Genomic DNA, 21,770 nt, shown 5'->3' on the forward strand with positions numbered 1-21,770 from the left:
TTACCAAAGCCCCTCTCCGTTGAACTTTCGCGCCATCTGATTGGTGCATAGTACCAACACCAGACTGATGACCGAAGAAAGGAGACCCACTGCAGTGGCCATTCCAAAATAACCTTGCTGCAAGCCATTTCGTAAAATATATGTGTCTAGCACATCTGCGACTGGCTGATTGGCCGGATTCATCAGAGGATAGATTTGATCCATGCCTACTGCTATCAGTCCAGGCATACTGAGAATCAACACGATAGAGATGGTCGGCATTATACCCGGCAGGGTAATGTTGCGAATTTGTGCGAGCCGTCCTGCTCCTTCCACCCTAGCTGCTTCATAGAGCTGCGGGTCAATCGTTGTAATTGCCGCCAGATACAAGATCGTATTCCAGCCTACCTCCTTCCATAGACCGCTCACTACGATCATGGGCCGGAACCACTCCGTGGATCCCAAGAAAAAGACTGAATCTCCCCCGAGCTTCTCTATCAACTGATTGACCAATCCGCCGTCCAACGTCAGCAGGGATTGCAGAATGTAAGCCACCACGATCCACGAAAAGAAATGCGGAAGATAACTTACGGATTGGACAAACCGCTTGTATTTGTTGTTTTTCACCTCATTGATGAGCAATGCCAAAATAATAGGAGCTGGAAATCCGAACACAAACTTGAGAATCGCGATGTAAATTGTATTCTTCACCACAATCCAGAACTGTTCATCTTGCAAGAATGAGAAGTTTTCCAAACCAACCCATGCACTACTCCACATCGTGCTGCCGATGTGAAAATCCTTGAATGCCACCTGGATGCCCACCATCGGAATGTAGCTGAAGAGAAGCAGTAGGATTGCACCAGGTAGAATCATTACATATTGCCAACGGTATTTTGCCAGTCGTTCAATCATTTAACCACCTCTGCCATCAGTATAGAGATCAATTGAAAGCGGTAACATATAATAACGATCGGATATCTATCGATTGGATTGGCAATATCAGAAAAGGCGAAGTAACAACTTACAAATCAAATACACTGCGTACGATTAGCTGTGATTGCAGTTCTTCAAGGGATGCCGGTTTGTTGAGATCATCTTTCTTCAGAGAAATGGTCTTTCTTTCACCAGCTGACAAGTCAAAATAATTGTTACTGAAAATACCGTCTATTTCACTGAAATCCAGCTCCACAAACCGTGCAAAAGCTTTCGAATCAACCGTTATAACAAAATGATCCTCTTCTTCTGTCATCGTGGTCTCAATCGCAGGATCAATAAAACCAAAATGCTTTGGCTTCACAAATAACACTGTACCTTCGCTGACAACTTCACCATCCACCACAAAGGAAAACTGTAAATACGTATTCCGTTTCTTAGCAGTTGTATCGAGCATCTCAGTGAAATCAAGCTGTTCGAATAATGAGGTTGATAACGCTTTCAAATCAATTACTTTTGAAGAAGCTACGATTTCATTGGATTGCGAATCCATGAGCCTCCATTTCAATTCTCCTTTTACAGCACTCCTACTCTCATTCGACACGTGAATTTCTACCTTCGAACCATCTTCCCGAGCCGATACAAGAACAGGCGCGAAAAAGCGTTTGGCTGCATAATGCAGTGCTTTCCAGCGACCAAAGTAATCGATACTGGACCAGGAAGCAACAGGCCAGCAATCATTCAACTGCCAGTACAGTGCTCCCATACAGCGTCCACGATGTCTGCGCCAGTGCTCAACCCCACATGAGATTCCTTCAGCCTGAATGAGCTGTGAAGCGTATAACAGGGAATTGAAATCTTGTGGCAAGCGATACGTCTCCCCGATGTAATACAGAATTTTCTCATTGCCCGTACCATTCTTCTGATGAGATTCCATGACCGGTGAGAAGATATTGCGGTCTTCGGGCAACGTAAATGTCTCTATGGTCTTGTGATTCGGAAAGGATTGCAATCCGAATTCGGACATGTAGCGCGGGAACAATGTGCGGAATTCGGTAAAAGGTTTCTTGCCATGCCACACATCCCAGTAATGCATGTCTCCGTAATTTTCATCGTTTGGATTGTCAAAGCTGCCTTTGGATGAAGGTGAAGCTAACCAGTAGAACGTGTTCGGATCATATTCCTTCGCAATAGCTGGGAGTAATACCTCGTATTGCTTAATGTAGTCTGCTTGTAACTGTAAGGATGTTTTCTTCGCCCAGTCCCATTCGACCCAAGCCATCTCCTGCTCATTGTTTCCACACCAGATTCCTAATGAGGCATGATGACGCAAGCGTTTCATGTTATCGATGGTCTCTTTTGTAATCGATTGCTTGAATTCCTCAGTCAGTTCATATACCCCGCAGGCATACATCAAGTCCTGCCATACAATCAAGCCGTATTCGTCGCACAAATCATAGAAGTAATTCTCCGGATAATGTCCGCCACCCCAGACACGAATTGTATTGAAATGGGCTTGCGCACAGCTCTTGATCAATCGTTCTGTCCGATCCGGGTTACAGCGCGGCAAGATGTTATCTTCCGGAATATAGTCAGCACCCATCGAGAAAAAAGATACACCGTTCACTTCGAATTCGAAGGACTCACCCCACTGATCCTGCTCTTGCTTCACAGTTAATGTTCTCAGTCCAATGCGCTTATCATCACGATCCAGCTCCACGCCTTGTTCTATAAGCGCAACGCTCAGCTGATACAATGGCTGTTTGCCCAGACCATTCGGCCACCATAACTCGGGATGGTCCACTTCAATCCAGATATGATGATCCCCAGCATTCACGACAGACGTGCATCCTTTCAATGTCTCCCCGGAAGGTGTATCTAATGTGACCATGATCTCCCGCTCTGCTTGGACCCAACCAGATGCCCTTACGCGAACATCTAAGGTTACCTTACCTTCGCTATGCATCTGTGTAATGTAGACATCTTCCAAACGGGCATGATCATAGCCTTGAATGGAGATATTCCGCCAGATTCCCAAATCAGGTAATTGTGGACCCCAATCCCAACCGAACATGGAGTGTGCTTTACGCAAATGGGAGATTCCTTCTACTGCATCACTGCAGTTAATCAACGGGCGCTCGGCTTGTTTACGCAGTACATACTCCACAGGGGAACGAAGAATAATGTGTATGGTATTTTCACCTTGTTTAATAAAGGATGTAATATCGATTTCATAAGTACAGTGCATATTACTTACATTCGCGATATTCATTCTATTCAGAAACAATTCGCCAATCGTATCCAACCCTTCACATAACAGGATGATCCGGTCATGCTTGAGATCCGCTACGCTTACTTCAAAAGAGTGTTTGTATTCATAATCATAATTGCACAGTTCAAGTGCCACCTGCTCTTGCTCGCGGTAGTAAGGGTCTTCCATTTGTCCAGCTTGTAGCAAATCATTAAAGACCGAACCTGGGACCGTCGCCGGAAGCCATTCGGCATGATCCACTCTCTTCATTTGCCACCTGCCATTGAGATCGATAAGCAACATTTGTGATACCTCCTGATGTCTTTGTAATCTATTTCATTCTATCAAGAGGCCTCCATTCTTTCTTATGTTGTGTTCACGGAATTCGTGTGCTATTTTGATATTAACAATAATTGGAGAGGTTAGAGCCATGATCAAATACACAGCATCTACTCACATCCATCCCGACCTGCTCGTAGATCCGTTCTGGGTCGATTCCTTATCGAAAGTATCACCCGAGCATACCCATGACTTTTACGAGTTCTTCATTCTAAGTGAAGGGCAGTGCCAACATATCGTCAATGGAACAACCCAGCATTTAAGGCCGGGCTGCCTTGTCTTTATTCGACCGCATGATATTCACCGTTATGAGCCGGAAGGCACTCAGGACTGCCGTTTTCTGAATAGCCCGTGTCGATCCGCAGTAATAGAAGAAGCTTTGGCCTACTTGAATGAACAGAAGTATGCGCAAGGACTCTTGCAGGCTCCCGTTCCCCAGATTGCCATGTTATCTCAGTTAGAAATGACAGAGATGGTTCGAAGCTTTGAACGGATTATGATGCTCTCCACAGTGGATAAGAAGAAGGCTCGCGTATACGCAAAAGGGCTGATTATTCAGATTTTTACGCAGCATTTCTTTGAGTTGGATACCATTGAACAACCCATTCTCCCGCTATGGCTTGAGCATGCTATCTCCAAAATGCAGCTGAAAGAAAACATGATTCGTGGTCTTCATGCGCTCTATGAATTGTCAGGTCGAAGCGTTGGTCATGTGAACCGTGCCTTTCGTCAATATCTGAATCAGACACCAACAGAGTATATTAATCAGCTTCGGCTGAATGTAGCCAAAAACTTGCTGCTCACGACTGAGCTTCGCGTGCTTGAGATTGCACTAGAAGCGGGATTTGAGAACGTCAGCCACTTCTACCATCAGTTCAAAAAATACTATAATCAAGCTCCGCTAGATTTCCGTAAAAACGCGACAATGAATAAGGAATCGCTGCTGACATAAGGATCCAAAGCATCCATATGGTGATATCTGCAGCATGCCATCATATCCGTACCCAAAACACAAAAAAGCTCTCCCTATATGCAGGGAGAGCAGAGTAAACACAAAGCAAATTAAGCGGAGTATTTATATTGGCGATTGGCGACACGAACCCCTTCGAGCATCTCCTCTATTTCTCTCACTTTGAGGTTTGGTGCAGCTAGAAGGATATAGTTGTCGTCTTTTTCTTTCAGACACGCTGGGCCGCAGGGAAGCCGAACGAAATTACAGCTCCTCCCTCCTTATGGTTGGTGGCCTGAATCAGCCCGCCGCAGCGTTCCACAATGGCCCGGGCAATCGCCAGACCCAGTCCGGACTCACCGTCTTTTCCTTTGACAAAACGGTGGAATAAGGTGGGCAGCAGCTCCTGCGGAAAGCCGGGACCGTCATCCGAAACGGATAGCGCGATCTTCCCTTTTTCCAAGTTCGCAGTGATGTGAATTTCTTCTTTGGCGTATCTTGCGGCATTCGTCACGACGTTGAGCAGTGCCTGCAGCAGTTTATCCTGATCAGCCATGACGAACAGCTCTTTATTCTCTGGGCAGGCGATATGGAGTGTAAGTCCTTTCTTTACAAGCAGCGGATTGACACGTTCGGATGTTTCCGTCAACAATTCATTCAGACTGACCTTGGAAGGTTTGAAGATATCCTCTTCACTATCCAGCTTCGCAAGCAGCGTCATTTCGGTCACAATCTTGCCTAATCTACCGCTCTCCCCCAGGATCACGTCCAGTCCTTTACGAACGTTCTCACCTTCAAAGATTCCATCTCGAATGCCCTCCGCATAGCCTGCAATGGACATCAGAGGGGTCTTCAGCTCATGAGAAGCATTCTGGAAAAACTGCTTCTGCACCTCATTGAACCTGTTCAGTTCGCCAGCCATCTCGTATACCGTCTGTGCCACAGCTCCAATCTCACCGCCAGCCTTGACCAGCTGCACATCCGTGAAATGACGTTGTTTGACCTTCTTAAGTTCCTGCTTCAGATTCATCAATGGCTGAATCAGCCTTTTCGTAATAAACAAACTGAGCAGGAACATAATGGCTCCAACGATACAGATCACCAGGATGAGACGACCCAGAAGCGCCTGTTCGATTGCTTTAATCTTGCTCATGGGCGTCAACAGAGTCAGGGTTCCTTGGGGGATGGGACTGACATCCATCACATAACGCCCATCCGTTCCCTTCCACAGGTCCTTGATGCTGGATGAAGTGACCGCTGTGTATTTCGACAAGTTTGCTGGTACAGCTTCAGTCAATGTGTTACTGCTCGCTATTCCGGTTGTACCACTCACAGACAAAGTCCCTGACAGTACATTTCCGTTAAAATCAGTGACAAAGGCTTCAACATCCGCAGGAATGAGTGTTGAAGGAGCACTCGTAACTTCTCCCGTTACCAACTGGACGGACTGCATACCCGTTATATTCGAATTAGACATCGTGACCGCAGCTCCAGTAGAAAGTACAGGACTCATTGTGATATCCCCTGCTTTCGTTATAGAAGCGGACATCGCTGCGCTTAACGTCTTGAGATCATTCTTCTCTGTTCCAATGAAATGATCCAGCAGCACATAATGAAGTAAAACGGCCGTGACGGAGAGGATCAGAACCAGTGACAATCCGAACGCAAGGTTAATTTGATGAACAAGTTTCATATTAAACTTCACTCCGATCTGTACGCATACGATACCCGTGTCCCCACACCGACTCGACGGGAAGTTCCTCAATTTTTTTGCGAATCCGCTTAATTAAATGATCCACGGCACGGTCACTGCCAAAATAATCTTCTCCCCAGACAAAACTGAGCAGCTCGTCCCTCGTAAACGCACGATTCGGATGTTCAGCCAGTACCTTGAGCATGGTGAACTCTTTGCTGGTCAGGTCCACTTCTTCCCCTCTCCATATGGCCCGCCTCTCTTCCAACATTAATTGAAGATCACCGGTATCGATTCTTGGCGTCGCAGCTTCGCTTACAACAGCTCTTTCTTCCCCACCGGTAAGTCTAATCCAACGTTCCAGCTGCCGCTTGATGCGGGCTACCAGCTCACGGGGGCTGAAAGGCTTCACTAGATAATCGTCACTGCCTAGCTCAAGGCCAAGTATTTTGTCCACCTCATTATCCTTCGCCGAGATCATAATAATGGGTACCTCTCCTTCATTACGGATGCGTTTGCACAATTCATAGCCATCCATTCCGGGCAGCATAATATCCATCACCCACATGCTCGGCGGACTTATTCTATATAAAGACCAGGCATCCTCGGCATTAGCAAGGCCTATCGTTCGATAGTTCTCTTTGTGCAAATAAGCTTGAATCAATGTGCGTATATTTTCGTCATCGTCTACAACCGCGATGAGGTAATCGTTATTCATGAACGGTGCCTCCTGTACTTTTCTCTATAGTGAGTATACCAAAGGTATATATATGGAAAGAGCTTTGCCATTGTTTTTCCACAATTACACCAATATTGTGCCACACTCCTTCGGTAAATTGATAACTGTAAGACAAACCAAACCATAAGGAGTGTTACGAAATGAACTACAGTTTTAAATTCAGAAATGTTGCCCTGTCCGCCCTGCTGCTCACTGCGATCTCCGCACCGATTGTCGCGAATGCCGACAGCGCCGCTAACGCAAATGCTGTTACAAATGGAACTGCTACCTTGAAAGAAGCTAAATCCGCCATTGCGACCTTTACATTGGCTAATCCAGTGGAGCAGGCCAAAAAGTACGCGCCAGAAACAGTAAGCGAATGGGAAAAAACGCTAGCCCGTTACAATAAACTGCTTTCACAAAACTATACATCCCAAGTAATGGCCACTTTGGTTGCTGTTGATGTAGACTCTGACGAATGGAAGAAAGTTTCCGGGAACGCCAAACCAGGTGAGAGTGTAAAAGCCGAAAAATTACCTAATTCCGAAAATAAGAACACCTTGTCTTTCTCCATTACCACAAGCAGTTCGGATCTGAAAGGATTAGTTAAGAATGCAGAATCTGGAGTGGCAATTGCCGTCAGCCCTCTGAATCTTGACGAAAAATCAACCGGAACAACAAGCGCGGTTATAGCAAATGCTGAAAGTCTTCAATTTAGCGGTACTACAGCTGCCAGTGCATTCTTCTTAGCACAAAGTAATTTGAATAATGCTGTAACAGCTAAGGACGAAGCGGCAATCAAGACTTCCCTTGCCGACCTTCTGAAGCAATACAAAGCGCAAATTACTGAGCTAGAGGCAGCTCAAGAGTAGGTTTAAATACATTTCAGCTTTAACTACATCATTAAGCAAAAACGCCAAATCTTACACGAACTAAAAGACCGAACGCCAACAACCAGCAAGCCTCCACATGGAAGCTTGCTGGTTGTTGTTTTGTTGGCTATAAGCTATATCTGCTACGTATTATCTAATGCCTGCCCTGATCTTAAATGAGTCAGGGCTTTTGCTCTTCGGTTTATTTTTCGTTAACCCGGGTAACTACAAATGGCTCGTTCAACGCCTGCAGAGCTGCGGCCATATCTTCAGCTGAAAGTCTGCTGCCAGCCGAAATATGATATTGAAACTCATAGAAGCCGCCCAAGGTCGCTTTGAAATTCGTTTCCCAATAATTCGTCATCAGCCAGGCATAGGCTTCAGGTTGAGCGTCAGGCGCTTGCTGGGTGTGGACCTTTCTGGTCCCGTAATCCAGCGTTCCCCATTGTACGAGAGGTGTGTCCGGGACAGCAAGCAGCAGACTGCGGTCATGATCCTGCCAGGCAATGCCCGACTGTACAGCGGAATAATCCAGGCAAGTTCCCGGAATCTGATCCTTCCAGGGGCGAACGAGGCCTCCTGGCTTGTCGGCAAACAGGGTAACCGGCCCAGTGCCTCCCGGGTTGAACGGCAGGGCCAGATAAACGTTCTCCGGATTCCAGATGCTCTCTTTATGGAACCGCGCCGAAATATCCATCCGGTTTTGACGGGTATAGATCCGCAAGTGTAGTGAAAAATAGGCGATACCCTTGAGCTGATAACCAAGCTCAACGGTAGCATACAGCGGTCCATTATCCACCGCTCGCACGGAGATAAGCTGACCAACCGAACGCTCCACGTTCAAGCCTTTACGGTTGCGTCCCATTTTGGAACGGACGCTCCATACCTGAGATGCATCCGCAGGGTTCGCCGGGTTGGTCACCTCATAGATGGGTGTAAATGCCCCATACAGATCATCCGCTTTCAGCAGTTCGCGTCCTGTCTCCTTTTCGATCCACGACACAATGCCGCGCTCTTTCGACCAAGTCAAGCGTACAAAAGGGGACTCCAGCCCAGTTTGGCAAACGGAGATCGGCGCTTGCTGTCCGCCTGTCGTTAAGGAATACATATCCTCCATATCGTACACCTGGTCAGCGCCGATCAGCTTCGAATTGGAGGTTGACGTTAAGGAAGAAAGACCCTTCTGCGCTGCCAGGAGTGGGCGCAGAATCAGTATGCAGCTCTCCATGCCTTGGAGTTTAAGCTCCGCAATAATCGTCTGCGGGTGGCTTGACTGCTGGATCAGCACCTGTCCCGTGTCCTCCCGGATTACTTCTGCTCCGTTCAATAGCTCATCCGGTTCCCATCCTTCAAGCTTCAACTGAACCAACTCGGTTACCTCCTGCTCCGAGAGATTCGTTACCTTGAAGCGATAAGGACGCCCCGGGTACAACGTGGCGGCATTATCGGCAAGCAGCACCTGATCTAGCGCGCGGTAAGCAAGCTTGCTTGCCTCTGCAGCGTGAGCTGTCTTGCGAACCTCAAGCATCTGCACATTTTTGTGCCACGGTTCATAAACAGAGGAGTGATACCCCCAAGTGTGTTCGGCATAAAGAGTAAGCGCCTGCTCTACAGCCTCGATTTCCTGGAGACTAACACTTTTCTGTTCAGGGTCGAGCTTTTCCACCTTGCGAAGTGTCCGCTGTGCGTCACGGTAAATCTGAGTGTGCATCGGTGTGGAGCTTACACCGTCCGACCACCAGTCAGGCCAATCCCCTTTATGCACAGGCAGACCATCCGTGCCTTCCTCCTTCAAGCGGGCAAAAAAGCCACTCAACGTACTCATCTCCACGGAGATTCCCTCGCCGTTTTGACGGTTCCATGCATCGATCCATTCCATGATTGCGCTATTGGGCGATCCGTTGTCTGTGGGCAATCCGGACAGCATCATCGGCACGAAATCGTATGGATACTGCTCCGCCTCAAGCTGGGCCAAGTACCGGTGGATGCGAATATTGGCGATTTGATTATGAATGTTCGCTGGTTCCACAAGTCTGTGGCCGAATTCATCACGAATCATGTATTTGCCAAGCGCACCAGGACAGAAACCAAGCTCGTTGCCAAGCATGTAGTGGTCTCCATTCCAGACCAGCAGGCGTTCCCCACTTGGAGCTTCCCACCAGAAAGGGGACTGCTTGCGGCCCAGAGCATACATGCCGTGATGAGTATGTATACAGCTGAATAAATGTCCGATTCCGTTATTTAGCAGGCTATCGGCATATCCCCAGCTGTAGCCATTGATATCCGCCGTCATCGCACTGTCTATTGGGTGACCGATAGATTTGGCATATGTCTGAGCTTTGCTGTGTATTTTGTTCAACAACTGTAGGTCGGGCAGCTCGGTCATATTCAAATACGTGCCGGAGAGCTCGATATCGCCGCGCCGCACGGCATCAGCAAATGCAACTTTTTCCTCGTCTCGAGCCTGTTTCAGGAATTGCTCCACAGCCCAGAACGTCTCACAGGTCCAACGGAACCCTTTCCACTCGGGGTTTACACCGTTATGGGCATCATTAACAATACGCAGCGCCTGACGGATAAAATCGATATGATATTGTTCAATCTTCTCCTGCCGGTCAGTATAACCAATGTCAGTATGGGAATGGTGAATGACATATATTTTCCATTTCCGTTTAAGCGTCGGGATGGCGGCCTGTTTGATTTGTTGTTCGAGTGTCATCTTTTTTTCTCCTTTATTGGTGGATTAGGTACCTTTTACGAGTTGGAAAATCCCGTGGAACACATGCTCTTGCATTTGTTTCTCATTATGCTGAGAAATCTTCTCGGGCAAGAGCGCTTCCGAAAGCGCGCCGCCAAATAGATCATGGGTTTCGGCAATTTGTCCGCCCAGGATCAGACGAGCGGGGCGAAACTCTGCCACGTACGGACGCAACATTTCCCCAAGCCGCTGGCCGTAAAGCTGCCATACACGGATGGCGGAGGAATTCCCCTGTCTGGCCGCTATGGCCAGATGGTACACGTCCTCTCCCTGCCTTCGAGCATCATGGCTATCTGCCAAGTCCAAAATCCCTCGGCTTCCGAACAGATCATCCACGGTTCCTCCGTTGTATTGCTCGGCATACAACATGCCAGAGTCGGGAATTCCCCATTTCCCGCTGACAATGGACTGGTTCTCAACAAAAGCGGAGCCGAGGCCCGTTCCCAATGTAAGGCAAAGCAATCTGTCCTGTGGAAAAAGCCTGCTGACCCCCAGAGCGAACAGGGCAGCATCATTGCCAAAACGAATATCTGCGGCGGCAAGCTGGGTCATCCATGTAGCAGCAGTGGGCTCCGCTGCAAGCGCCGTTAATTCACACCGCAGCAGTGTTTTTAGATTGAATTCATAAAGCTGCTCGTATTTATTCAATCCCTGGATACGGGAAACGCCTGTGTCGTATTCAAAAGGTCCGGGGAAAGCAAAACCGATGTGAAAATTGGCAAAAGTGCCCCGGGTCCCTTTATCGGTACTTAGCCTCTCCATGTAGGCGACGTATGCAGCGGCAAGCTCCTGGATCACGCCAGCCAGATTGGAGGCGATTTCATACGCGCTACTGTCGGAGTGCGATGACCTTTTGACATAAAGTTGTGGCAGAAGATTCCCGTCACTCAGTACGACGGCACCCTTCAAAAAGGTCCCCCCGGCATCAATGGCAATCGTGACGTCAGGGTTCATAAGCGCTCACCAGATTTCCAGTGATGCGGAAGCAAAGGCATGTTCCAGTCTGGCGAAACCTGTGCCCGGATCAGAGTGCACGATCGGTCACCCAGAGACTCGAGACGGAAACCTCCGACGGAGGCAGGAACGATATACGCTTCCGCGTACCCCCACTCCACAGCCGCTGCCTCATCATCCAGCGGAGTCAGCCGCACACGATCGCCTTCTACGAGGTTGAACATAACAAACTCTCCAGCCGTGTCGTCGATCCACTCTCCGTCCAGTTTTAATCTTTTGATCTGAAAAAGCAGATCCTCCCGTTCGCCCAGCAGCTCTTCTTTGCTGTCTCCCTGTACCCGGCTTTCCTTTGGAACCGCTATCAACTGCTTCTGAACGTATTCCGTGTCAAACTGTTCCTGCATGTTGGCTCTGGCATGATCGCCGTTGATCGGACGCGGCCGCCCGTCTCTGTCTAGCCGCAAATGGTCGTATATTTTGAAGGTAAACCACCAGGTTGTCGAAGAGATCTCCAGCACCAGATTGTTTTTGCCCGAAAAATGTACGGCTCCCGGCGGGATCAGAAACAGGTCACCCTTATTCGCATCCCAAATGTTCACATACTCTGGGATCTTCAGTGGTTGTCCCAAGGTGTGGGCCGATTCAACCGCCTGAAGCAGCTCCTCCCCGGTTGTACCCTCTGTGAAACCCAGTCCCACAAAAGGTTTGGTGCCTTCCTTCTGTTCCATAATGTAATAGGATTCCTGCTGCGTCATCGTTTCGTTGAAGGTCTGCTCGATGTAAGCCTGCTGGGGGTGGACCTGCAAAGACAGATGATCCCCGTCGATCGTATCGAGATAATCAAACCGGATCGGAAAATAGTCGCCAAACAGTTGCACATTGCGCTCGCCCATAATTGCTTCTGGATGAGCAGACAGTAATAGCGGGAAAGGAAGCTCCACTATAAAATCCCGATAACCGATTAATATCGTGTTTTCCGGTGCGATAGGTTCAAACCCCCATGCGCAGTTATTCCAATCCTTAGGTAGGTCGCATAGTTCTTTTAAATACTGTCCGCCCCAAATCCCCGGTGCAAAAAACGGCTTTACTCGAAAAGGCTGCTGTGCTGTTGAAGCCAAAAGTCGGCGCAGCATAGGAACGGTGACCAAAATGGGTCGTTCCCGGTTGTTCGTATCCACGTAGTAGTCAAAGTCATACAAGTGGCGTTTGCGATATTCCTCCCAGACGGGCCACTCCAGAAACAAGGCCTGTTTATAGGTTTCGACCGTATCCAGGCAAGGACCTAACCCCAGAGACCCCATCCCCTGCTGATGCAGTTTCTGCTGTGCTTCTCTCGATAAGTCGCAAAATAGAGAAACGTTCGTTAAACCTGATGCTGTAGAAAGGAAACCAGAGCCAGGCCCAAAGGTCACAACGATGGGGGCTAACTGATCTACGTTCGGCGACTGGGCCTCTGCATGTTCAGCGGAATGATAAAGCCGAAGTTGATCGTCTACATCACTGAGCCAGACCGACTGTGCACGTGGTCGGAAATAATCCTTAACGCTGACGTCCGAGGCTACAACGCCAAAAGCACGGTTATCCGTCAGATAAGGGTGAAACTGCTGAAGCAAATCTGCAGAAGACTTTAAATAATCAGCGCTGTCAATCTCAATTAAAACCCTGCTCTCTAGGTGGCAGCGCGACCGAAGTATTTCCAGACATTCGCTGAATGCGGCACCATGCGTACCGTCAATGACCATATAAAAAGGAAGCAAATCATTCTGTACACATTCGGGCCAAATTAGATCAAGCCATTCTTCATACGCATTCCAGATCCCCGGTTCTGCCTCTTGGTCGGGCTGAAGCTGAATGAAATTAATTGGGTTGGTTTGAAAGGCCAAAGGGGCTATTCGGGGCATGTTTAAAACCTCCAACTCTATATCGATTTATGTTCATCATTGTATAGGGAGTTGGAGGTGCTGTCTTTAAACGATCAAGCTGTGTTTTTGTACAATCAGGACATTCGGGGTGGGTAATGCATTTTGCCAGAGCGGCCTTCGGCAAACTGATTGCGTCGGAATTTGGCCGGGGAAACACCAAGCTCGCGGGTGAATATCCGGGTAAAATAATGCACGGATTGGAACCCGCACTGGATGGCGATATCTTTAATTGGTGTCTGTTCATTTAACAACAGCCCAGCGGCTTGCCGCACGCGCCGTTCCTGAATGTAATGAACGAAGGACTGCCCCAGATTTTCCTGAAACAATCGGGTCAGGTGACGGGATGAAATGTGGAGGTGCCTTGACACCGTCATAAGCGTAAGCTCATTGATCAGATTATCATCAATGTACCGTTTGGCCTGTCGGAACAACGTATTTGGTTCCACGGGCTGCTCTCCCGTGTCAGCCGAGTCTGTTCGAGTCGGAACGTGCAAATCTGCTATCGATAACAACAGAGAAGCGGAAATTTGCTTTACAGCAAGAGGAAGGGTTGCCCCAGGCTGGTCGAAAGAAGTAATGAGCGCTTGCCATAAATGGCCAGTTGGCGTAAGGTCCGCTTGCTGGGCTACGCTTTGTCCAAGCTCGGCAAGGCGACGGAAGGATTCAGTATAATAAGCATCTGTGTGGGTCTCATCCAGTTCGAAAGCCACATAAGAAAGCGTCAATCCGGTCTGGCTGCGGATTTGATGCCATACGCCCGGAAGAGATAGAAATGCTGTTCCTTTATTTAAAGCATAATGCTGGTTTTGTTCTATGTAGCTTCCTTCACCGTCTACCACATAACAAGCCTCAAAAAAGGAATGCCGGTGGAAGGCATTGTCGAAATGATCGGGCATGAATCCCCAATACAAAATGGACAATGAAAGCCCTGTTTGCTCCACTTTTGTAATATAACGATTGCATATTTGATTGGCCCGGCGGAAGCTGGCTTCGATGGTCATGGCGTTCCTCTCCCTTCAAGCTCTCATTATACGTTTGCATGGCAAAAAGGCAAACCGGAAGTCGGTCTGCCTCTTTGAATATTTTTCAACTAGGTAAATCAGATGATGCCCTTTTCACAATACGTTAATAATCTGCTAAATAAAACTGCTGCCTCAGCCCGGGTCAGATTACGTTTCGGATTAAGCTTGTGATCTGGTGTTCCTTGAATGAGATCAAGCTCAATGCAAATCGCTAATGCTTCCCTGGACCAGATTCCAGCCTTATCCGCATCTTTGTATTTAGACAGTACCATTTGCGTTGTATCGGAGACTTCTGGCAACCTCCCTTTCATCTCAAGGGTTCTTACTATAATAACGGCCATCTCTTCACGGCTTAAGGGTTTCATAGGTTCAAATAAATTACCCGCATACCCCTTAAACAAACCTGCATCCGCCACAGCACGAACATCATCCTTATACCACTTATCTTCGGTTACATCTTTAAATGATGATGACCCTTCAGCCTTAAGACCAAATGCTCGGGTTAACATCGCTGCAATTTCAGAACGGTTTATCGTCAGATCTGGAGCAAATTTCTGATTATTCATGCCCTTGATAATCCCTTTGCTCACAAGAGCTTCAATTTCCTTGCTTGCCCAGTGTCCAACCGTATCGAGAAATGCTTTGGGTTTGGTGTTACCCGTATCCGGCTTAGCTCCAGTTTGGTTATCCTGATCAGACCCATTATTTGTTCCTGTACCAGGATTAGGCTTGGTATCGGGTTTCGTACCAGTGCTTGGATTTGATCCGGTGCTTGGATTTGATCCAGTGTCTGGGTTTGATCCTGTTCCTGGATTTGTACCCGGATTGCTGTTGTCTTTCGCCTTTACTTTGACAGTCGCAATCGCTTTAATGTCCGTCCCATTGACCGCGCCTTTCATCTGAAAAGTACCTGCCTGTGCGTAAAGGGAAGGATCAATCGTTTCCCATACAACGGTGGCCTTCTCAGTCGTATCGTTACTCAAGGATACAGTCACTTGCGAAGGCAATATCGGTATAGAGCCAGCTTCCGTTTCAACCTGTACACTCTCAATAGATACGATGTTAACTGCTAATTTTTCTTTAATGTAGAAATCATCCAGAATGAAGGCGTAATCAGAAGTAGGGCCTCCAGCGCCTTTGGATACCATTTTGAAAATAACTTGGTAATCATTTTGATCACCTGTCGTGAATTTTTTCTGGAAGCGAATATAACCCCCATCTTCACCCTCTTTATTACCCGGATTAGGTAGTGTGCTCAGTGTTTCCTTCAGCACAATTTCACCAGTGGAGCGTGATTGTACAGAAACCTCATAACCAGCATACTTTTCTAAGGTGTAAATAAAGCCTAAGTCATATTCTGTGTTTGGTTCCATTTTCACGCTGGATTCATTCGTTTTTATTAATTTACCAACATCGGTTTCATTCACTTTCAACGAATTCTCACCATCCAGAACCCAGGTCATTACAGGACCAACCTTGTTCTCAGATGCGGATACAACAGGGTTGTCATCCTGTTTATTACTTTGATCGGTTGCAATATGAATTTGCCTATCCCCACCACCATACTCAAAAGGCCCCCAGCCTTCGTACACATTTTCAAAATCCTCATATACAACGTAGCTCTTATTCGTAGGGTCCTTCTCTACAGTTGTATGCTTCCAAATTCGCACATCATCAAATTGAACAGTACCCGCTCCCGGATCAGCTACAAGCTTAACTGTCGCGGAATTAATGCCTGCTGGAACCTTGAATTCAACATTCATTCTTTGCCATTTGGTGTCCACGTACTTGAAGGATGATTTATGGATGCCATCCTGACCTGTCACATGATTGGAATAGGTTTGACCATTAACCGTGACCTGAAGCGAGGATTCCCTCCCCTTTTCAGTCTGTGTCCACACTCCGACGGTGTAATCCTGACCAGGCTGCAATCCGGTAATCTCCTGTGAGATTACACCTGAATTACTACCGACCTCTGCGTATCTGTTCCAATTCGATTTGTTCATTTCTTTAGTGATATCGTATTCTGTATCCCCTTGAACAGTCTTGATTGTAATGTTTGCTGGATCATCGACTGTCCATGAACCTGGAACATTGAACTTCTCTGAATTGAAGGCAAAATCCTTGATCAAACTGCCTTCTCCCCAATTCCCTGCATTAGGCACCAAAGTCAGGGCATCAGCAGTTGCTGGATACAATACATAAGGCGTATTTTTCTTTGCCTTCGTAATCGTAAGAGATTCATTCCGAGCGACCAGCGTATCCACCAGAACTTTACCTTGTTGGGTCAATTCGTACATATTAAACTGTTTCACATCTTTAAATTCATCCGTCAACTGCCAAGTGGTAGAGTTACCTGTTGTGTTCCAATGGTACAGCTTCGCACCATCGTTAACACCCAAGATTTGATTAGCTTTGATATCCCAAACCCATGGAATTAACGAGTTAGCCTCACCTGTATGGCGCACTGATTCATCGGTAGTCGTTCCGGTATCTTTCCAAGCAGAGATCAGCTTGCCATTCTTGGTAAGCTCAATCATACCAGTGGATTTATTTCTCTTAGAGACGACATTATTATCAAAAGTTACTTGGTCCTCTTCATATTTCAGTACACCGAAATGCTGTATATACTTCGTCGGCAATACTTCATTGAAGAATACTGTTACACCCTGCTGTACGTCTGGCTTAGAATCGCCCCAAGTGGTCACACCAGGGATTTTTTGTCCTTTAAATAAAGCATTCCCTACAAAAATATCGAGATTGTTCTTCACCATTCTAGAAAGGATACTCTTGTTCCCTTTATTGGGATATCCTAAATCCGGACCCCAGTGAACGAAATCCACACCTGGTTCAATCGGACCTGAAAATTCTGTTCCTACTTTGACTCCAAGACCATTGGCATATTGCAACAATTTATAGGCATTGTAGTCATTGCCGGTATACACGTCTACATAATAGAAATCTAACGCAGGATCATTAGGGTCGTTGGCGTCCTTCGTGAGATTATATAGATTGGTTAACCGTGATTTCAGTTCACCACTCAGGACATCCTTCGTTTGATCTACATAATAAGCCGTATCGATCCAATCCCAACCTTTGGAGAGCTTATCTGTCTTCGGTCCATTAGCTGTAGCCCCAGTTAAATTGGAGTAATCCAGTTCGTTGGCATCGAGATGATATTCGGTTGCATTCAAATGTACGCCGACGTGAAGGTTGTACTTATCCCCCTCATCGATCAAATAATTGAAATCATCCAATCCACCTTGTCGTACACCAATATTAGAGTAGGAAGGAATATCATCATCATGCCCTTCCGCCTGATACCCCTTATGCAGAATCATCTGTCCAAAACCGTCTGTAAAATTGTACAGAACTTTCCCCGTATCCAAACTGTTCAAGAACGGATCATTGGCTTGACTCGCAAAGTTGAAAGCAATGTACATCATATTGTTCTTCATATCCTGTGCGCCAAATGGCTCATTGTAAATTTCCGTTCGGTAAGCAACAGCCGCATCTTGCCAATCTGTCTTTTCGTCGTTATTGCGTTCCCCAGTGACGACCACTTCATACCATGGCAACTCTTCAGTCTCACTACTTTGAAGATGTCGATACGTCCAACTGCCTGGCTTCACCGTTATTTTATTGACAAGCGGTTTTTTCTCTGTGGTGATTATCAATTTATTGCCACCACTCATGACGTTGTCCTCTGCCGATGCTGCCAAGCCATCTCCACTCACCATAACCATCGTTACACCGGTCGTACCGCTTTGCTTCATAAGAGACATATCGTCAACCAGTTCCTCTGAGACTCCGTGCCACTCCCCGTTTGACTTACTCCATGCATACGATGCATCTTTCATTGAACTATTCACATGGATCAGAGCGTTGTTCATTTGAATCGAACGCACTAAGAAATCCGGGCCGTCGGAAATTTTATCAATTTCAAATCGCACTACATTGTTCGCCTTTGCCTCGAGATGCCCATCAATCACAACGCCGATCTCATCAAAAGTCATCGTGTACTGATATGTGCTAGCACTCTCTTTCTTCGACACTGTACGTGGTACATAATCCTTATTATTAATCTTGACACTATTCGTTTGCTCCACGTCAGCCTGCAGCTTGTGATGATCCACTTGATACTCTACAATGCCTGGAAAATCTTTATATACACTAACGGTCATACCATCATTCTCAATCGTATCTGTCTCTTGCGCCAGCTTCAGCTTAGGTAGCGACTCAAGTTCGACCATTTTGAGGTTACTCACCGTCATTTGTTTGGTTCCATACCATGAACGAAGACCAAACCAACCCGGCACAACAGCCATCGATTCTTCAATTATCGAACCCATATCTGTAGCTACGCCATCAGGACCCGTAATGTTGAGACTAACCGTTGTTCCCACCAAACGAAGCTCAATATGATAATTTGTATTGGCCTGCATCTGATACGTATTGGGAAAGGATATCTCATTCCCGTTACTTGTTGTGACCTTCCATTTCCCATTAATATCATGAACGACACCTACATATTTGTCAGCTGCCGAACCTCTCACGATAAAACCATAACGGCCACCATCTGATCCTGCGGAAACATTCGTGTTAAAATCAAAAGTGAGTAGCTGATCAGCGAATTTTGGGCTATCCTTATCCACGGCTAATGAAACCCCTGGCATGTTCAATCGGATTTGGCTATTTCCATTCGCAAGAACCTCTGGTTTACTGTTATCAAGAGGACCCCAGTTCTGCGCCTTATAATCTGGTGTATACACGCGAACCTCTTCTGCAGTGATCGCGTCTATCTTGACTTGAATCGCATGGGTCACAGAATTGTAGATGCCAAATGAACCTGATGTGTATCCAGTTATATTCACACTGCCAACCCTAATTCCATTGACGTAAAGGCCTAGCTCATTCTCGATCATTTCTACACGTAGCGTGTAATCTTTGCCAGAAGCAAGTGCAGTAGTAGCGCCAATCACAAAGGCATCATTACTGCCTTCCATCTTGTATTTCCAATTCCCCGGACTTTCTTCGTAAATTACGATATTTCCAAGGGTAATCCCCGCAGCTCCATCCGACTGCATTTTCACTTGATATATGCCGTTGGCTACTGGAGTTACATCCTTATTGACAGCAGCCGTTCCAGCATCCAACATCCCTTGCAAATATCCACTAGAAACTTGCGGCGTATCCTTGAAGCCTTCCCAATTTACGATTGAATCACCTTCATAGTACTCTTCATATCTCAGCTTGCCAACATGGGATGAAGACGTATTCATATCCAGGAATTCTTCAGTAAAAACAACATTATCAATATAAATGTAATTCTGCGCAACTACCCCAAAAGGCCCTTCCCCGAATTGCTGCCCTGTCGGTAAGTTTGCTTGCAATGTAGCACCATTAATACTTAAGATCACAGAATGATCGGCGTATTGAAGTCCAACTTTGTTCCAAGCATAAGGTAAAGGACTGCAATCCATAACATCAGAAACAACAAAATCGTTGCTGGTTCCGTCCTTATTCAATAACACCCATTTCGTACCTTCATATTTCACAATAGCACCATCGCCTATAACAAATCCGATATCCGTTGTTGCTGGCTTCACATCCAACATATATGTGGCGCTTTGCAAGGACGGTGCATCCAAGTTCATTACATTGTCTTTGATATTGGAAAGTCTCAATACCCGATTACTACCTTCTGTAATAATTGTAGAATCAGCACCAGTCCAAGTACCTTTAATTCCATCCTCAAAATCATTACTGTATTGTGCAATTTGTTTGGGTTCAATGATCTCATTCGTATATTGTACATTGTCGATTTGAAGCTCTACAGTGCTTCTAATGCGAAGTCCGAAACGCCCAGCTGCTTCAGAATACTGTTCAAACGTAATGTCGCCAATCCGCTTTTTATTCAAAAAAACCGTTATTTTCTTACCATTAAAATTAAACATGAGATTGTTCCAACGCCCTTGAATCGGATAAGGAATCTCTTGCTTATCTCCCCAGCCCGTATTGGACTCCGGTATCCAACTGCTCGGATCAACCCCGAGTTCATTGAAAATACTTGCTGAATCATTCATTCTGAAACCAAAAGCAAATCCTTGTCCGCTAACCAATTTGTCCGGATTTACCAGTTTGAAATCTAATGAAAGAGTTCCTTGTTGAATTTGTGGCGAATCCAGATCCACACCTCGTTCGCTAGATCCTTTTTTAAGTGAGAGAACTTTATTGCCCGTAATATCCGTCACGACCGTTGCTTTCAGCCCCGACCAATGGGGTGTATAATTGGAGTCTTCATAATCTTGAACATAATTAACAATGTTTGAAGGCTTCTCCCTCGTGCCCACACCTTCAATTCTCACACTCTTGATGGCAATCTCTCCTGTAGCATAGCGCTTATACAGCCCGACTTGACCTAATCCAGACAACGAACTCAATAAATCAGTATTCTTATTGTAATAAGTCACGTCGTCTACAATGATCAGAAGCTTCATACCATTAAAGCCGATCTGAATGTGATAATCTGTGTCCATTTTTAGTTCTGGTCCGTCAAATGTTTCCCACTTACTTGTACCATCCGGACTCTGAATAACCCAGGTTGTGCCGGCATCATAACGAATAGCTATACCTTGGTTACTATCATTAGATCCTAGAACAAATCCAATATTGCTTTGGTTTGTGCTGGTATACCGCATCGTTGTATCTATGATTCCTCCGGAGAGCCAAGGAGCCTTATCCCATGTTGCTATAGCTCCACTGCCACCCAGATTGTTAATTGTTACTGTCAATCCATTGTTTACTGAAGTAGTTCCATTTCCTTTGACGAAAGTCATGGTTTCCGGTTCCATAGACTGATAGTTATTCATATAAGAAACAACCTCTTGATTACTTGGAACATTATTTTTGACTTCTTCTAGGAAAGCACCTATATCTACATTCCCTGTTGTTTCCATATCCTTTTCAAGAACCGTGATTGCAGCTTCAGCTTTAATACTCGTTCCCTCTACAGATCCCTTTACGGTAAATGTCCCTACCTGCGCATAGTCAGAAGATTCGATTGGATCCCAGCTCACCATGACTTCTGCGGTAGTGCTGTCACTGTATACTGCTTGTATTACCGATGGAATAGCTGGCTGCTCATCAACGTATGTTTCAACCTTAATCGGGGGGATGCTCTCGATCGTTTTTTCCTGTGGCTCAATTGGCAAATCACCAAATTCTCCTGAAGTAGCATAAACAGTATTGCTAGGGAGTACCATCAACTGACTTGAAGCAACCAATAAAACCATCATCCAAATCCATAATTTGAATATCATTTTATTATTTTTTTTCCGCATCAAATCGTTCCTCCTACAATAGAATGCTAGATTT

General features: G+C 46.3%; 11 protein-coding genes. 2 read left to right on the top strand and 9 right to left on the bottom strand.

Going from position 1 to position 21,770, the window contains the following annotated elements:
- Positions 1 to 894, bottom strand: coding sequence for an ABC transporter permease (locus AC4PM4_RS06170; protein ID WP_063562694.1), 894 nt, complete (start codon positions 892 to 894; stop codon positions 1 to 3).
- Between the two features lie 109 nt (positions 895 to 1,003).
- Positions 1,004 to 3,469, bottom strand: a complete 2,466-nt coding sequence (locus tag AC4PM4_RS06175; protein WP_072733196.1) for a beta-mannosidase — start codon at positions 3,467 to 3,469, stop codon at positions 1,004 to 1,006.
- Between the two features lie 127 nt (positions 3,470 to 3,596).
- On the opposite strand from AC4PM4_RS06175, the gene AC4PM4_RS06180 reads away from it, so the two are divergent.
- Positions 3,597 to 4,457 carry an AraC family transcriptional regulator gene (locus tag AC4PM4_RS06180; protein ID WP_072733197.1) on the top strand — a complete coding sequence of 287 codons (861 nt, stop codon included), beginning with the start codon at positions 3,597 to 3,599 and terminating at the stop codon, positions 4,455 to 4,457.
- A 226-nt stretch (positions 4,458 to 4,683) separates the two neighbouring features.
- On the opposite strand, the gene AC4PM4_RS06185 is transcribed toward AC4PM4_RS06180, so the two are convergent.
- Together AC4PM4_RS06185 and AC4PM4_RS06190 are read right to left on the bottom strand one after the other, a co-directional pair.
- Positions 4,684 to 6,147, bottom strand: coding sequence for a sensor histidine kinase (locus AC4PM4_RS06185; protein WP_491613028.1), 1,464 nt, complete (start codon positions 6,145 to 6,147; stop codon positions 4,684 to 4,686).
- Between the two features lies 1 nt (position 6,148).
- Positions 6,149 to 6,865: a response regulator transcription factor gene (locus AC4PM4_RS06190; protein ID WP_491613029.1), complete on the bottom strand. Its 717-nt coding sequence runs from the start codon at positions 6,863 to 6,865 to the stop codon at positions 6,149 to 6,151.
- Between the two features lie 161 nt (positions 6,866 to 7,026).
- Between AC4PM4_RS06190 and AC4PM4_RS06195 the strand changes: the two genes are divergently transcribed.
- The gene (locus tag AC4PM4_RS06195) at positions 7,027 to 7,737 is read left to right on the top strand and encodes a hypothetical protein (RefSeq protein ID WP_491613030.1); all 711 of its coding nucleotides are present in this window, start codon (positions 7,027 to 7,029) and stop codon (positions 7,735 to 7,737) included.
- A 202-nt stretch (positions 7,738 to 7,939) separates the two neighbouring features.
- Here AC4PM4_RS06195 and AC4PM4_RS06200 read toward each other — a convergent pair whose 3' ends face one another.
- The 5 genes from AC4PM4_RS06200 to AC4PM4_RS06220 all read right to left on the bottom strand — a co-directional run bounded on the left by AC4PM4_RS06200 (position 7,940) and on the right by AC4PM4_RS06220 (position 21,736).
- Complete coding sequence (locus AC4PM4_RS06200) at positions 7,940 to 10,456, bottom strand: glycoside hydrolase family 38 N-terminal domain-containing protein (protein WP_491613031.1); 2,517 nt, start codon at positions 10,454 to 10,456, stop codon at positions 7,940 to 7,942.
- Positions 10,457 to 10,480: 24 nt separating this feature from the next.
- The gene (locus AC4PM4_RS06205) at positions 10,481 to 11,449 is read right to left on the bottom strand and encodes an ROK family protein (protein ID WP_090806948.1); all 969 of its coding nucleotides are present in this window, start codon (positions 11,447 to 11,449) and stop codon (positions 10,481 to 10,483) included.
- Positions 11,446 to 13,350: a class I mannose-6-phosphate isomerase gene (locus AC4PM4_RS06210; protein WP_491613033.1), complete on the bottom strand. Its 1,905-nt coding sequence runs from the start codon at positions 13,348 to 13,350 to the stop codon at positions 11,446 to 11,448. The genes AC4PM4_RS06205 and AC4PM4_RS06210 overlap by 4 nt, the downstream gene beginning before the upstream one ends.
- 95 nt (positions 13,351 to 13,445) lie before the next feature.
- The gene (locus AC4PM4_RS06215; protein WP_063562703.1) at positions 13,446 to 14,372 is read right to left on the bottom strand and encodes an AraC family transcriptional regulator; all 927 of its coding nucleotides are present in this window, start codon (positions 14,370 to 14,372) and stop codon (positions 13,446 to 13,448) included.
- Between the two features lie 98 nt (positions 14,373 to 14,470).
- Entirely contained in the window at positions 14,471 to 21,736 is a 7,266-nt protein-coding gene (locus AC4PM4_RS06220; RefSeq protein WP_491613034.1) for an endo-alpha-N-acetylgalactosaminidase family protein, read from the bottom strand.
- Positions 21,737 to 21,770 lie beyond the last annotated feature (34 nt).

This window comes from Paenibacillus sp. MDV22-iso6, assembly GCF_058408365.1.

What these genes read in the sequence shown, in the direction of transcription:
- AC4PM4_RS06170 (WP_063562694.1), bottom strand. Translation starts at nt 894, where the DNA reads ATGATTGAACGACTGGCAAAATACCGTTGGCAATATGTAATGATTCTA.
- AC4PM4_RS06175 (WP_072733196.1), bottom strand. Translation starts at nt 3,469, where the DNA reads ATGTTGCTTATCGATCTCAATGGCAGGTGGCAAATGAAGAGAGTGGAT.
- AC4PM4_RS06180 (WP_072733197.1), top strand. Translation starts at nt 3,597, where the DNA reads ATGATCAAATACACAGCATCTACTCACATCCATCCCGACCTGCTCGTA.
- AC4PM4_RS06185 (WP_491613028.1), bottom strand. Translation starts at nt 6,147, where the DNA reads ATGAAACTTGTTCATCAAATTAACCTTGCGTTCGGATTGTCACTGGTT.
- AC4PM4_RS06190 (WP_491613029.1), bottom strand. Translation starts at nt 6,865, where the DNA reads ATGAATAACGATTACCTCATCGCGGTTGTAGACGATGACGAAAATATA.
- AC4PM4_RS06195 (WP_491613030.1), top strand. Translation starts at nt 7,027, where the DNA reads ATGAACTACAGTTTTAAATTCAGAAATGTTGCCCTGTCCGCCCTGCTG.
- AC4PM4_RS06200 (WP_491613031.1), bottom strand. Translation starts at nt 10,456, where the DNA reads ATGACACTCGAACAACAAATCAAACAGGCCGCCATCCCGACGCTTAAA.
- AC4PM4_RS06205 (WP_090806948.1), bottom strand. Translation starts at nt 11,449, where the DNA reads ATGAACCCTGACGTCACGATTGCCATTGATGCCGGGGGGACCTTTTTG.
- AC4PM4_RS06210 (WP_491613033.1), bottom strand. Translation starts at nt 13,350, where the DNA reads ATGCCCCGAATAGCCCCTTTGGCCTTTCAAACCAACCCAATTAATTTC.
- AC4PM4_RS06215 (WP_063562703.1), bottom strand. Translation starts at nt 14,372, where the DNA reads ATGACCATCGAAGCCAGCTTCCGCCGGGCCAATCAAATATGCAATCGT.
- AC4PM4_RS06220 (WP_491613034.1), bottom strand. Translation starts at nt 21,736, where the DNA reads ATGCGGAAAAAAAATAATAAAATGATATTCAAATTATGGATTTGGATG.